Source organism: Liquorilactobacillus sucicola DSM 21376 = JCM 15457, from assembly GCF_000612445.1.
Lineage (GTDB): Bacteria > Bacillota > Bacilli > Lactobacillales > Lactobacillaceae > Liquorilactobacillus > Liquorilactobacillus sucicola.
The window spans coordinates 40965-54703 of record NZ_BALC01000002.1 but is presented as its reverse complement, the minus strand read 5'-3'; the positions used below and the strand labels follow the sequence as shown (position 1 = coordinate 54703).

The following is a 13739-nucleotide window of genomic DNA, read 5'->3' as shown; positions in this document are numbered from 1 at the left end:
GTAACATAGACTCTGAAAGGTGAGAACAACATAATGTTTATTCATGTGAACAGAATCGTACACCACTTTTTTAACATGGTTATGCTACACTAAAAAAGATACGCTTGCAATAATTTAACCTTTCAGTTTTCAAAATTTAAAAAACACATGTTAATCGATTAGGAAGTGTAAATATGATTTTACTTGAAGCTCAACATGTCGCTCGTTACTTTGGAGCAGATATTCTCTTTAAAAATGTAAGCCTTACTATCCAAGAAAAATCACGCATTGCGCTAGTCGGCCGCAATGGTGTTGGCAAATCTACTCTTATCAAAATGATTACTGACCAACAAAAACCTGATGAGGGAAAGATTGTAAAGAAGAAAAATCTTACGCTTGGCTATCTCGCACAAGATACCGGTCTCGAATCGTCCAATACCATCTATGACGAAATGCTGACTGTCTTTGCTGATTTGCAAAGTACTGAACAACAAATGCACAAATTAGAAAATAAAATTGCTCAAACAGCCAGTGCTGCTCACATAGATCAAGTGGTTTATGCTAATTTGCTCAAGCAGTATGATAAAATACAGCACACTTTCAAAGAAAAAAATGGTTATGGCTATGAATCCGAAATCCGCTCCGTTTTACATGGCTTTCATTTTTTTGAAAATGACTATCACAGAAAAATTGCTTCATTATCAGCGGTCAAAAAACTCGCTTGGCTTTGGCTAAGTTGCTTTTAGAAAAACGTGATCTCTTAATTCTGGACGAACCAACAAATCATCTGGATATTGACACTTTAAGCTGGTTAGAAAGCTACCTCCAATCTTATAGCGGTGCATTGCTGATTGTATCGCATGATCGGTATTTCTTAGATAAAATTGCAACAGAGGTCTATGAATTAACACGTCACTCTATCCAATCATACAAAGGTAATTATTCAGATTATGTCCGCGAAAAAGAAGATCGCATTCGTCTACAATGGAAAAAATACGAAAAACAACAAGCTGAGATAGCCAAATTGGAGGACTTTGTTGATCGCAACTTGGCGCGCGCCTCAACAACTAAGCGGGCTCAGAGTAGACGTAAACAACTCGAAAAAATAGAACGACTAGAACGTCCCAAAGGCCATGAAAAAGGTCCTCATTTTCAATTCAAAGTCAACGAAGAGAGTGGCAACATTGTTCTTGTAATTGAAAGTGCTGCAATAGGACACGATAACGAAATTATTTCGCAACCAATAAATATCGACTTGCGCAAGCATAACATTATGGCAATCGTCGGACCGAACGGGGTCGGCAAATCAACACTGCTTAAAAGCATCCTCGGAAAAATACCTTTTATTAAAGGGCATTGCCGTTTCGGGACAAATGTCGATGTTGGTTATTATGATCAGGAACTCAAAAATGTTCATGGTTCAAAGACTGTTTTAAGTGAGATTTGGGACGATCACCCATTAATTCCAGAAAAAGATATTCGTTCCGTTCTGGGCAGTTTTCTTTTTTCTGGGGATGATGTTAAAAAAATCGTTCACAATCTTTCCGGTGGTGAAAAGGCACGTCTATTACTAACAAAATTGGCTATGAACAACCATAATTTTCTTATTTTTGATGAACCTACTAACCACTTAGATATCGACAGCAAGGAAGTTCTAGAAGATGCACTTCTAAACTTCAGCGGGACTGTTCTCTTTGTGTCGCATGATCGCTACTTCATCAATAAAATTGCAACTAGTGTTTTGGAAATATCCCAAGCTGGCAGTAAATTATTCTTAGGCGATTATGACTATTATATTGATAAAAAAGAAGAGCAGGAGCTCATCGCTAATGAAAAAAAGAAAGAGGAGAATCTCAACGTCTCTCCTGCTGCCTCATCTGCCAAAAGTGATTACAAAGTTAGCAAAACCGCACAAAAAGAGGAACGCAAACTAAAGCGTGAAATAGCCAAGTTAGAGGAAGTAATAGAACAGCTAAGCACCCAAAAAATAACGATCGAAACAAAAATGTCACAACCAGAAATATTTTCCAATGCAGACAAGATGCAGGAATTCCAGGTCCAGCTAACTGAGTGTACACAGCAATTGGAGCAGGCCGAACAGCTATGGGAAGAAAAGAGTTTAGCTTTGGAAAATAAGGGTACTAACTAGCGTATCGGTTACTTAAATTAAAGCAATGAACCTTGTTAACATGCGAGCTGCTAAAGTGTAATTCACGCACATCAATACAGACAACAACACGAGGCAGTGCAAGAATTAGAGCATAACTTTCAAAAAAAGGTAACGCGCCATAAGTCAGTAAAGACAAGTTAACCGTAGAATTTTGACTTACGAAACACGGTTTATACGAAATAAATAGAGGAGCTAGGTTAAAATTTTACTTTTAACCCAGCTCCCCCTATTTAAATTGAAATAGACAAATTAATATGTTCCAATAATTAGTCTTCCGTGCCAAATCACGTGATTGCTCTTAGCACAAATCAGCTCAAGTTCATAATTTGCAATTAATGCTCAAAGTGTAACGCCTATCGGCACCACTAAATTCTTACTTTGCCACGAATAGTTCCTATTCAAAAACAACAGATCTGTCAGCGTTCCTACTGGTTCAAAAAACTTAAAGACATTTAATCTAGCCAGGCGAATTCAAGGCTTGGTTCAGCATTCAAACTCATATCCGCCTTAATCCCTGCTTTCCAAGCCACGTAACCAGCCGCACCAATCATAGCCGCATTATCACCACATAATTGCAATGGAGCCATTAATAGAGAAGTATCATCGAATTGTTCAATTTCATTTTCGATCCTTTCACGCAAACCTTTGTTTGCCGCAACTCCGCCCGCTAAAATTAGCTGCTTTACAGGGTACTTTCGTAATGCCCTAACCGTTTTTTGTGCTAAAACATCGACTACACTTTGCTGGAAACTTGCTGCCAAATCTTTGTGATCAAGTTTTTTTCCAATTTGATCAGCATGATGTACAGTATTAATAAAGGAGCTCTTAAGCCCGCTAAAGCTGAAATCAAAGTTGTCTTCGTCAACCATTGCCCGTGGAAAATTAAAATTATCTTTTCCCAAATGTGCTAGTCGATCTATTTCCTTTCCAGCCGGATAATTGATTCCTAAGACACGCCCTACTTTGTCATATGCTTCCCCGGCAGCGTCATCTCTTGTCTCACCGATAATTTCATAACTATTTGTTTCTGCCATATAAACTAGCTCTGTATGTCCCCCTGATACAAGCAGTGCCAGTGCAGGAAAAACAATTGGTTCAACAAAGCGAGCTGCATAGATGTGTCCAGCCATATGATTAACTGGAATCAAAGGTAGACCATGTGTAAATGCCACCACTTTGGCAGCCGCAACCCCAACAAGTAATGCTCCGACAAGCCCTGGTCCATACGTAACCGCAACAGCACTTAAATCTTTATAGTCTACTCCTGCCTCACATAAGGCGTCCTCAAGGCACAGCGTAATCTGTTCAATATGATGTCGACTGGCAACCTCTGGAACAACACCGCCGAAGCGTTTATGACTGTTTATTTGAGTTGCCACAATATTCGACAGAATTTTATACCCGTCTTCTATAACTGCCACACTGGTTTCATCACAGCTCGATTCAAAAGCTAAAATCAGTTCTCTTCGCTTACTCATTCTTCCCGTTCCCTTTTCTTGAAAATTCATATCTCATATCAACAGCATCTTCCCGATTAGATACATAATATTCTTTTTTTAAACCGTAACTCGTAAAACCAAGCGATTTATATAATGCTTGTGCCGTTTTATTGCTCAGGCGGACTTCTAAACTGAGCGAGCGGTAATTTAATTCATCAGCATAATCGATCATCACTTCTAATAGATACCGCCCCAGCCCTTTTCGCTGAAATATTGGTGTAACAGCAACATTTGTAATATGTACATCCCTTTTCCTACGATCGAAGAAAGCACCAATAAAGGCCACCAAACGATCTTCATGCCGCATTATTAAGTACAAGTTATTGTTTTTATTTTTTATTTCTGCCTCAAAAACTCCAAAATTCCATGAATTATCGTTTGGATAGACTTTTTCCTGCATCTTAAGCAGCTCTGGAATATCCGGTACAATCGCGCGACTTACCAAAAAAGATTTTTTATTTATTAAAACATGCCTATTTTTAAACGAAAACTCTGTCTGTTTTGGATTTTCAGCCAAGAAAGCATGTAGTAAAGCACTAAATTTTTTCAACATACGGTTCATGATCAGTCTCCCGATGATTTTTTAGCCATTGCGTTTCTGCCTGCGTCAAGCGTAAGTAATGTGGTACAAAACTGTTAATTTCTGCAATCGGCTTTTTTTCACCCAGCAGCCCCAAAACAAGAGCCTGCGGATATGCAAAACTCTGTGGAGCAAAGGAAATTTTTGAAGTCCCCATCTTTTTAAGCAACTGATCCTTAAAAAGAACACAATCCTTTCCCACAAAAATAATCTTGGAGTATGGCTGCAATATGTCACACAGATTATCTAACTGGTATGCTGATCTGCAATTACCTGTTCAAGCTTACCATTTTTATTAGAATAACCTCCCGCAAAAACATTGTTTCGGCGTGCATCAAAGAGTGGAACTATCAGTTGCTCAGTGTGGGCAAAGGCGCCCGCCAGAATTTCCAGGCTTGAAACTCCAACCAATTCTTTGTTTAAAGTACATGCAAATGTTTTCGCGGTCGTCACGCCTATACGCAATCCCGTGTATGACCCTGGGCCTTGTGCGACAACTACTCGATCAACTGTTTGCGGCTGCCAATTTGCACGCTTAAAAAGCTCCTCGATCAGTGGCATTAAGGTAACGCTGTGGTTCTTAGCTATATTAGTTGTCGTTGTTGCTACCAACTGCCCCTCTTCAAGCAATGCAACACTTAAAGCTTATTTGAAGTATCAATTGCCAAAACTTTCATCGTATTATATCGCTCCAATTCTTCAATCGTAAATTCCATCAACAATGTTATCACATTTACAAAAAGGAATGTGGATGGATGCTAACATTCTAATGTTACTCTGAGATTCGACCCCAAAACCCTATTTGTAGAACAACTATCTTTATTTTTATAAAATAAAAGGCATAAGCTCGACTTGTGTCTCACCTAGGCCTCGTTTTTACTTTTTATCTCAACTTAACATGATTTTTAAGTGTATTCAACACTGCGTTTCTGCTCACGATTGACAACAAAATAATCTGGATTGGAATCATCAACAATTCCTTTAAAATGCGGACGGGGAAAATAGACATGAAGGAAGTGTCATACAACCATGTAATCCAAAGAGTATTCAGTATGGCATCCACAAACAGCACATTTATAAGCACCGCACCCAGAATACGAAGAAAAGTTACTTCTTTGTTATAGAAAAATATTCCATAAACAAAAGCGCCTAAGAAAGCAGACAGCGTAAAACCAGCAAAGTACCCCCCGAGTCCGCCACCTAGTAGTAGGGTGCCGACGACGTCAGCAAGTGCTGCTGCGATTCCGCCGACAAGCGGTCCAAACCAGACAGCCATAAAAAAAACAATCACAAACGTCAGGCTGACTCGAACCGACCAAACCCCAAAAGACAAAAACCTTGCAACTACTACATCCATTGCAATCAGTAAGCCAAGCAAGGTAATATCCCTTGTCGTCAGCTTTGTAACTAAATTATTCACTCAGACATCTCCCAGCTGGAGCTGCCACAAAAAAATGCGGCGAATGCGGAGATAGAACCGCGAGAAGATTTTCAATCACTCTTCGTCCAAAAGACACATTCCGTCCCTTTGGCACTTGACGCTCTATCCCCTACCCCGAAATTTACGTATAAACTACGTGCCATTATTATAGCACATTAGATACAAAGTAGTTAGCCTTAACTTTGCAATTAATGATTTGTTTTCCATTCACATTCAGCCGTGCAGCATAAAGCTTGCTCAGTTTTTATTTGATGAACTGTCTTGATAACTTCTTCTTCCTCAATATGAACACTACTTTTGACTTTATCATCATAATGGACTTCCTGCTTATATTTTATATTCATTTTTTTCAAAGAATGTGACATTAAAAAATCTGCCGGCAACACATCCATCATCCAATCAAAATAGTGTGCGTTGTTTACATGCTGATTTGAGTCGATATCCATAAAACGTACTTGATACTTCTTAATTCTCACCTGTTCGTCTGCAACTATTTTTTCAGGTTCCGGTAAGCGTTCGATTTTTTTAGTATATTCAGAGGCATAAGGATCAATCAATTCTGGTAAAATACGCGCTATCTTGCGTTTACTTTGATCCATCAGGACAAACACACTATGCATCTTTGCAAGTTCTTCGCCATCCTCGCTCGTGATCCAAAAATCGCGATAACAAAAATAGCGATTGTAACTCGCCGCCTCTGTTATGACATTGATCCTCTCGTAAATTTGTGGCAATCTTTTAATATCAATCATATGCTGTGTAATAACCCAACCGTACCCCAGCTCATTGACCTTTTTTACCGTTATTCCTAACTCATTGCTTTGATCCTGTGAGGCTAACATCATGATGTTCACTAACATCCCAACTGTTACGTTGCGCGTACAGTCAGTTTCATAAAAGCGTACTTTATGTTTCTCACAATATCTTTTCCCTGACATCTAGTCACCTTCCCTTTTATTCTGAGTCCAAATGATGGTACGCTTTATACACTAGTTGCTTTTTCAATTTATTTTTCTTAGCTACCAGTTTGATTGCATCATTTACTCTCATTGTTCCATCCGTAAGGAGCAGCTTGACTTGTTCCTCTAAAGGCAATCTTTCAGTTGGATCTTGCTGTTCATCTGCAAGCTCTTTTTCTCTTCCTGCAACAATTAAGCAAAACTCCCCACGTACTTCTTGCGTTTCAGTCCACTCTATAGCCTCTGCAAGATTGCCACGCAAAAATTCCTCATACCGTTTAGTAAGCTCACGACACAAAACAATTTTTCGCTCTTCGCCAAACACCTTAAGCATAGCTTGCAGCGTCTTTTTTAAACGGTGCGGCGCTTCATAAAAAATCATAGTCTCGGTGTGTTTATTTAAATGTTCTAACTCATTTTCTCGCAAAGTTTTTTTTGCGTTCAAGAAACCCATAAAAAATAAAAGGCTGTGGTGCCAGACCCGCAGCGATTAACGCAGTAATACCTGCATTTGCTCCTGGTAATGGAACGACAGCTATCTCTTGTTCTATACAAGCTTCGACCAATTCATGACCAGGGTCACTGATTGAAGGCATACCAGCATCACTAACTTGTGCTAATGACTGACCATCTAAAAGTTTTTTTACAAGTAGTGGAATGCGTTCTTTAGTGTTATGTTCATGAAAACTGATTTGAGGTGTTTTAATTTCAAAATGATTCAGCAATTTCTGCGTGTTACGTGTATCTTCTGCTGCGATCAAATCAACGTTTTTTAGTGTATCAAGAGCACGCAAAGTTATATCAGCAAGATTGCCGATCGGAGTTGGCACCAAATATAAAGACCCTTTAGCTCCTGAATGATGAAAACTGCTCATAGCTTTTATAGTCATTAACGTCTCTCCCCATATATAACATCCTGACAAAAAACACAAGCTCATCATTAATTCGCCTAGTCCCATACATATTGTCAACATTGCAAACATGGAATCCTTCTTCATAAAGTTTTTCCAAATTTTGCCGTGATTTGGATAAACCCTGCCCGTCATTTTGCTTTTGTGTCTCTAATTCCTTTAAATGTTCACGGAGGTGCTGATTTTCTATCTCTAGTTCTGCGTTTTTCTCAATTACGTGCATCATTTCTTTTTTTATTTTTTCAATTCTAGCAAGCATCTTCTCTGTTTCGGAACCCATATCCTCAAAACTGTCATATAACTCTCGCTTATTCAAAAAATCACCTTCATCTATCCGTGATAACATCGACATAATTCAAGCGTTAATGCTTCGATAACGTTTTGAAATGAAACATTTACCGCCAGTCTTTTCCGTGTTCCTAGTATTAATTCAGTTGCTGTGACGAGTTCTTGCGTTGAAAACGGTTGTAGTGCTTTAACAAACTTTTCGTTAAATGCCGTAAAAGATATTTTCTTTTGCGAATAATGAAGCAGCAATAGATCTTTAGCTAAAAGGACTATCAAGTCTAGCAAAAGCTGCTCATCTTTTTTCCCAGACAATAGTGGCAAAAGTTTTGCTTGAACATCCACAAAACATCTCCAATCCCCTTGCAGAATTTGCAGATACCATTGGCAAACATTTTTGCATAATTCTTCAAAATTGGCATTCTGAGCCAACTCTTGCGCTAATTGCACACTGTCAGTCAGTCTTCCTAACACCAAAGCTTTTTCTTTGGGGATTTTCATTGCCTCAAGTCTAGCTGTCATCTGTGAGTTGGTCAAAGCCGGAAGCTCAAGCAATTGACATCTTGAAATAACCGTCGGCAGCAATTGATTAACTGCCGTTGTCAGAAGAACTGCTGTTACCTGGCCACTTGGCTCTTCAAGAAACTTCAATAGGCTATTGGCAGCCCCAGTTGTCATCTTTTCAGCATCTTGGATAATAAAAAATTTACGGTTGCTTTCAACACCGCTTTTGCTGAATTCTTCTTTCAAAAAGCGGATTTGTTCCACCTTGATAGATAAACCTTCTGGAGCAATAAAAACTACATCAGGCTGATTTCCTTCCATAATTCGCTTGCATTCTGTGCACTTAAGACATGGTTCGCCATTTTTAATATGTGGACAGTACAGACCTGCAGCAATCCACAGAGCTAATTCTTTTTTTCCAACCCCTTGTGGGCCCGCAAAAATATAAGCGTGCGCTAAATGCTCTTCATTAATCAATTTAGCAAAATGTTTGGTTAGTTTAGGTTGCAATTCAGCCGCTGTTATTTGTTCCATCTTCTAGCACATCCTAAAACTGTAAGAATGAATCGATTGGCAAAACAAAAACTGTCGCTCCACCAACTTGAACTTCAACCGGATATGAAGCAGTCGAATCCATCGTAGCATCTAGATTTACAGGCGGAGTCATGAACTGCTGCCTTGTACGTGAAGAATCCTTTATCACATCTAAAACCTCATCTACACGTTCATCCTCAATTCCAATCATAAAGGTCGTATTCCCTGATTTTAAAAAACCGCCCGTTGTAGAAAGTTTTGTCGCACGTATATTAGCTTCAATAAATAAATTGCTGAGACGATTGCTATCCTTATCTTGGACAATTGCAATAATCATTTTCATTCTTATTCCCCCATTTAGAAACTATCTTTAACGAAAAAAGTTGGCAATTTATCACTTAATTGGCTGAGCGCATCATTGATCACATTCCCTAAGGGCTGGTTAGCATCAATTTTTATGATCCGCTCACTTTCCTGTTGTGCCAGCTTTAAATATGCTTTATGAACTGTTTCATGAAAAGCTAAGGGCTCTATATCTAAACGATCAATTTCGTTTGAGCGATGTTTTTTTATCCGCTGCAGTCCAACTTCTGGAGCAACATCAAAATATAAAGTAAGGTCAGGTACTAGACCGCCTGTCGCAAAATCATTCATTTGGGCGACTGCTTCCTCACCTATTCTGCGTCCCGCTCCTTGATAGGCGATTGAACTATCTACGTAACGATCACTTAACACTAGCTTACCCTTCCTTAAGGCCGGGAAAACTGTTTCAACCAAATGTTGTCTCCGCGCAGCTGCGTAAAGCAAAGCTTCTGTTCGTGCATCCATTTCCGTTAGGTTTTTGTCCAAAATAATTTTGCGGATTGCTTCAGCGATCCGATTGCCGCCTGGTTCGCGTGTTTCTAAATAATCTATCCCCGCTTTTTCAAGATGAGCAATAACAGACTGCAATACACTTGTTTTCCCAGAACCGTCTGGCCCCTCGAATGTCACAAACTTTCCCTTCACTTCAAATAACCTCACTAACTTTATTATAGTATATTTTACTTTACTAGCGCCAGTGTGTCTAACCTTGAAGATTAAACACAATTTGGTCGAATGCAAAATTATAGGCCGATCGACAAAACATTCGTTTCGCAATCAGCCTTGCACACTTAAATCATATTAAGAACGGTACATCTCCTTGAATTGGATCAACGCTCAATAATGGATGCTTGGACATGCCCTCTTACTTTTCGTCTTCGTGCCTCTAAGTATAGGAATTCATACTTAGCGCCTGCCAATTCAGTTTGTGCTATTAATTCATCATCAACTTCTCTCACGGCCTGCTGTGTTTGCTTCGCATTTTCCCAGTCAGCCGCGGCACGATCAATTGTTTCTAATAAAAGTTCATCATAAATCGCTCTGAGTTTCTTTTTCTTTCGGCCAAACAAAACTGTCAGCCCCTTTTCGTTATTAAATTTCCTGCCGACCTTCAATTGCTTTGTAAAGAGTCATCTCGTCTGCATACTCGATATCGCTGCCTACAGCCAATCCGTGTGCCAAACGCGTAACTTTGATATCAGCCGGTTTGACCAACCTTGAAATGTACATTGCTGTCGCTTCACCTTCTGGTGTAGCATTAGTTGCAATAATAACTTCTGAAAGCTCGGTATTTTTCTGAAGCCGTTTCAATAAGCTAGAAATATTAATATCTTCCGGTCCTTTGCCTTCAATCGGTGACAAAACCCCATGCAAAACGTGGTACAAACCATGATACTCGCGCATTTTCTCTAGCGTCATCACATCTTTGGATTGCTCAACAACAATCACCTTAGTTTGATCACGGCTTTTATCTGCACAAATAGTACAAGGATCATTTTCCGTTATATTGCCGCAAATGCTGCAATAATGAAGGTTTTTCTTAGCTGCTACAAGTGCTTTCGCAAACTCAACCACATCGTCTTGATCCATACTTATTGTGTAAAAAGCCAAGCGAATAGCCGTCTTTTCACCGATGCCAGGCAACTTCATATAGCTATCAATCAATTTTGCAATTGGTTCTGGATACTGCATCTCTAAGATTCCTCTCTCACTAAACTCTTGTTAAAAGCCTGGAACATTGCGCGTATATTTGCCCATTGTTTTTTGTGTTTCTTCTTCAATTTGTTGCATTGCATCATTAACTGCCATAATGACCAAATCTTGCAACATCTCAACATCATCGGGATCAACTGCCTCAGAACTAATTGCTATATCCTTCATTTCACGTTTTCCAGTAAACTTCACGACTACCGCATCATCAGCTGATTTCCCAGTAAAAATCGTTTGGTCCAGTTTTTCTTGATCTGCCTTCATATTCTTTTGCATTTTCTGCATCTGCTTCATCATACCTTGCATATTTCCCATTCCACGCATCATAGATATAACACCCTTTCATTAAACTAATCTTCTTTTACTTCAACTATATCTTCGCCAAACATTTTTTTAGCTTCTTCCACAATGGTATCTTTTTTAATTGGGGCAGTCTTTGGCTTACTCTCTTTGCTACCATTTTCCAGTTTTTCTTTATGTTCAACAAGATATTTTTGTCTCATTTGCGGCCACTGCGTCTGAGTAATGAATACCATTGTCATTCTCTCGCCAACCAATCGTTCCAAACCATCATCTAGCGCCTGAATAAGCTCTTTGTCGCCCATTGCTTTCTGACAGAGAAAATCATACTTAAAACTCACAATCACACCATTTTCACTGGCTGCCACTGGCTGTGTAATATTCATCATTGCTCTTTGAGTAACGGAGAGCATTGTCATCAGATCTCCCCAGACACCCTTTAATTGTACCAGACTATCACGTGTTGCATTAGTTAAAACTGGATAAACTTTTTTTAAATCAACTTTTGGAGCATTACGTTTCTGTGCTTTTGTTTGACCTGTTCCTTTGATTTGAGATGCTCCAGATGCTTTGGTATTCACTATAGAGACACCATGTACCTTCAAGTCCTCAATCTGTTTCTGAAGATCTTGTAACTGTTCCTGCAACCGTTTAATCTTCTGTGTAGTTCCAGCAGACACAGTATTATTCTCCATGGTAAGTTGTGCCAATTTTACTGTCAAAACTTCTAGGTAGACATCGGTATGGGTCGAAAAGCGCATGCTTTGTTGTTGTTGATTTAGAATATCAATCGCTTCATACAAAATCTTAGTATCTGCTTTTTCAGCCAAACTTTTAAAATCTTCCCCTAGTTCACTCGTTTCTTCATCCTTTAGAATTTCAGGTGCTGTTTTAAATATTAATAAAGTTCGATAGTAATCAATAATATCTTCAATAAAGCGATTTGCATCTTTTCCTTCTTCTAAGATCAGTTGCAGCTCTTCAAGTGCTTGCGCTGTTTTGTGTGCAAAGATACTTTGTAAATAATTAATTACCTTTTCTTGCGTAACACTTCCTGTAACTAACAGCGCATTTTCGAGCGTAACTTCACTGTCACCAAAAGAAAGAACCTGATCTAAGATACTTAAAGCGTCACGCATTCCACCAGCGGCAGCCTTAGCGATGACCTTCAAGGCCTTTTCATCATATCTCAGCTCTTTTTGTTCTAAGATATAGACCATGCGCTCATAAATGTCATGCATATCTATCCTGCGAAAATCAAAGCGCTGCGTACGTGAGATAATAGTTGCCGGTATTTTATGCGGCTCCGTTGTTGCTAAAATGAAAACAACGTTTGCAGGCGGTTCTTCGAGTGTCTTTAATAATGCATTAAATGCCCCCGTCGAAAGCATGTGTACCTCATCAATAATATATACTTTGTAGTCAGCCTGAGTGGGCGCATATTTAACTTTATCGCGAATATCACGGACTTCATCGACACTGTTATTAGAAGCAGCATCAATTTCAATAACATCATTCAATCGCCCTTCAGTGATTGCGCGACAAGTTTCACATTTATTACAGGGCTCGCCATTCTCTTGGTGATGACAATTGATCGCCTTTGCAAAGATTTTAGCTGCAGAAGTTTTACCAGTCCCACGTGGCCCAGTAAAGAGGTAAGCATGGCTAGTTTGACCAGTGGAGATTGCATTTTTCAGCGTCTGTGTGATCATTCGCTGCCCAACAAGATCTTCAAACTTCTGTGGTCTCCAAACACGATATAAAGCCTGATACCCCATTCTCTACTCCTCTTTTCATAAAATCATTATTTTTGCTGCAATATATACTAATTCAAAAAAATCTCCCGACCGCATTGATCGAGAGTTTCGATATCATATTAACTTAAGACACATGCCGAACCAAGTTTAGTGCTGCTTCCTTCCAGACCTGACACGATTCACAAGGACGACATTGCCTCAAGGCCTTACGGCACTTATTATGATACACGTTTTTTCTTCGAATTGCTAGTTTTACTCTGATTTTTTTTTAATTTTTTTTGCTTCCTAATTCGTTTGAAGAACCTCTTGAGCAAGTTGGCACACTGTTCTTTCATCAAATCTTTTTCAACTTCTACCTGATGATTAAACCTTTTATCTGTCAATAAGTTCATTAATGTTCCAGCTGTTCCTGCTTTAGGGTCCGGAGCCCCATAATAGACCTTCCTGATCCTTGAATTAATAATCGCTCCACTACACATGGGGCAGGGTTCCAAGGTCACAAACATCTGTGCATCAGGCAATCTCCAGCTAGAAACAAACGCATTTGCCTCCTGAATAGCCAACAATTCTGCATGCATCGTTGCATTTTGACTATGTTCACGCAAATTATGACCCCGACCAATTATCTTACCATTCAGAACAATCACACAACCAATTGGTACCTCTCCAATTCTTTCAGCTTGAATTCCCTCATAAATGGCCTCTTTCATGAAATATTCTTTTTCTTTTTCACTTAGGTCCACTATT

At 39.2% G+C, this 13739-nt stretch carries 12 protein-coding genes, 1 other RNA gene, 4 pseudogenes and 1 riboswitch; of the genes and pseudogenes, 1 reads left to right on the top strand and 16 read right to left on the bottom strand.

Going from position 1 to position 13739, the window contains the following annotated elements; genetic code table 11:
• The first annotated feature begins 173 nt into the window (after window positions 1–173).
• A pseudogene (locus JCM15457_RS03495) lies at window positions 174–2128 on the top strand (ABC-F family ATP-binding cassette domain-containing protein).
• Window positions 2129–2601: 473 nt separating this feature from the next.
• Here the strand turns inward: JCM15457_RS03495 and tsaD are convergent.
• From tsaD to tadA, 16 genes and pseudogenes are all read right to left on the bottom strand, one after another.
• Window positions 2602–3627 (bottom strand): tRNA (adenosine(37)-N6)-threonylcarbamoyltransferase complex transferase subunit TsaD, encoded by a 1026-nt coding sequence (gene tsaD / locus JCM15457_RS03490; protein WP_034987714.1) that lies wholly within the window; start codon window positions 3625–3627, stop codon window positions 2602–2604.
• Complete coding sequence (gene rimI / locus JCM15457_RS03485; RefSeq protein WP_051993276.1) at window positions 3620–4210, bottom strand: ribosomal protein S18-alanine N-acetyltransferase; 591 nt, start codon at window positions 4208–4210, stop codon at window positions 3620–3622. The genes tsaD and rimI overlap by 8 nt, the downstream gene beginning before the upstream one ends.
• Window positions 4185–4905: pseudogene (gene tsaB / locus JCM15457_RS11615) on the bottom strand (tRNA (adenosine(37)-N6)-threonylcarbamoyltransferase complex dimerization subunit type 1 TsaB). Before tsaB ends, rimI begins: the two are co-directional and overlap by 26 nt.
• 206 nt (window positions 4906–5111) lie before the next feature.
• On the bottom strand, window positions 5112–5648 hold the full coding sequence (locus tag JCM15457_RS03470) for a folate family ECF transporter S component (protein WP_034987706.1): 537 nt from the start codon (window positions 5646–5648) through the stop codon (window positions 5112–5114).
• A 35-nt stretch (window positions 5649–5683) separates the two neighbouring features.
• Window positions 5684–5788, bottom strand: a riboswitch (THF riboswitch).
• Between the two features lie 69 nt (window positions 5789–5857).
• Window positions 5858–6607, bottom strand: a complete 750-nt coding sequence (locus JCM15457_RS03465; RefSeq protein ID WP_034987703.1) for an acyl-[acyl-carrier-protein] thioesterase — start codon at window positions 6605–6607, stop codon at window positions 5858–5860.
• Between the two features lie 16 nt (window positions 6608–6623).
• Window positions 6624–7518 (bottom strand): annotated as a pseudogene (gene rsmI, locus JCM15457_RS03460) (16S rRNA (cytidine(1402)-2'-O)-methyltransferase).
• Window positions 7518–7855: pseudogene (locus JCM15457_RS03455) on the bottom strand (DNA replication initiation control protein YabA). The pseudogenes rsmI and JCM15457_RS03455 overlap by 1 nt, the downstream one beginning before the upstream one ends.
• A 14-nt stretch (window positions 7856–7869) precedes the next feature.
• Window positions 7870–8862: a DNA polymerase III subunit delta' gene (gene holB, locus JCM15457_RS03450; RefSeq protein WP_034987700.1), complete on the bottom strand. Its 993-nt coding sequence runs from the start codon at window positions 8860–8862 to the stop codon at window positions 7870–7872.
• 13 nt (window positions 8863–8875) lie between these two features.
• On the bottom strand, window positions 8876–9205 hold the full coding sequence (gene darA, locus JCM15457_RS03445; RefSeq protein WP_034987697.1) for a cyclic di-AMP receptor DarA: 330 nt from the start codon (window positions 9203–9205) through the stop codon (window positions 8876–8878).
• A 14-nt stretch (window positions 9206–9219) separates the two neighbouring features.
• Window positions 9220–9870: a dTMP kinase gene (tmk, locus tag JCM15457_RS03440; protein WP_034987694.1), complete on the bottom strand. Its 651-nt coding sequence runs from the start codon at window positions 9868–9870 to the stop codon at window positions 9220–9222.
• Between the two features lie 185 nt (window positions 9871–10055).
• Window positions 10056–10295: a YaaL family protein gene (locus tag JCM15457_RS03435; RefSeq protein ID WP_152537263.1), complete on the bottom strand. Its 240-nt coding sequence runs from the start codon at window positions 10293–10295 to the stop codon at window positions 10056–10058.
• A gap of 22 nt (window positions 10296–10317) precedes the next feature.
• Window positions 10318–10917, bottom strand: a complete 600-nt coding sequence (recR, locus tag JCM15457_RS03430; protein ID WP_034987692.1) for a recombination mediator RecR — start codon at window positions 10915–10917, stop codon at window positions 10318–10320.
• 30 nt (window positions 10918–10947) lie between these two features.
• Window positions 10948–11262 (bottom strand): YbaB/EbfC family nucleoid-associated protein, encoded by a 315-nt coding sequence (locus JCM15457_RS03425; protein WP_034987690.1) that lies wholly within the window; start codon window positions 11260–11262, stop codon window positions 10948–10950.
• Window positions 11263–11285: 23 nt separating this feature from the next.
• Window positions 11286–13013 (bottom strand): DNA polymerase III subunit gamma/tau, encoded by a 1728-nt coding sequence (gene dnaX / locus JCM15457_RS03420; RefSeq protein WP_034987689.1) that lies wholly within the window; start codon window positions 13011–13013, stop codon window positions 11286–11288.
• A gap of 97 nt (window positions 13014–13110) precedes the next feature.
• Window positions 13111–13197: signal recognition particle sRNA small type (gene ffs, locus JCM15457_RS11875), an RNA gene on the bottom strand.
• Between the two features lie 13 nt (window positions 13198–13210).
• Window positions 13211–13738, bottom strand: a complete 528-nt coding sequence (gene tadA, locus JCM15457_RS03415; protein WP_420836010.1) for a tRNA adenosine(34) deaminase TadA — start codon at window positions 13736–13738, stop codon at window positions 13211–13213.
• Between the last annotated feature and the right edge of the window lies 1 nt (window position 13739).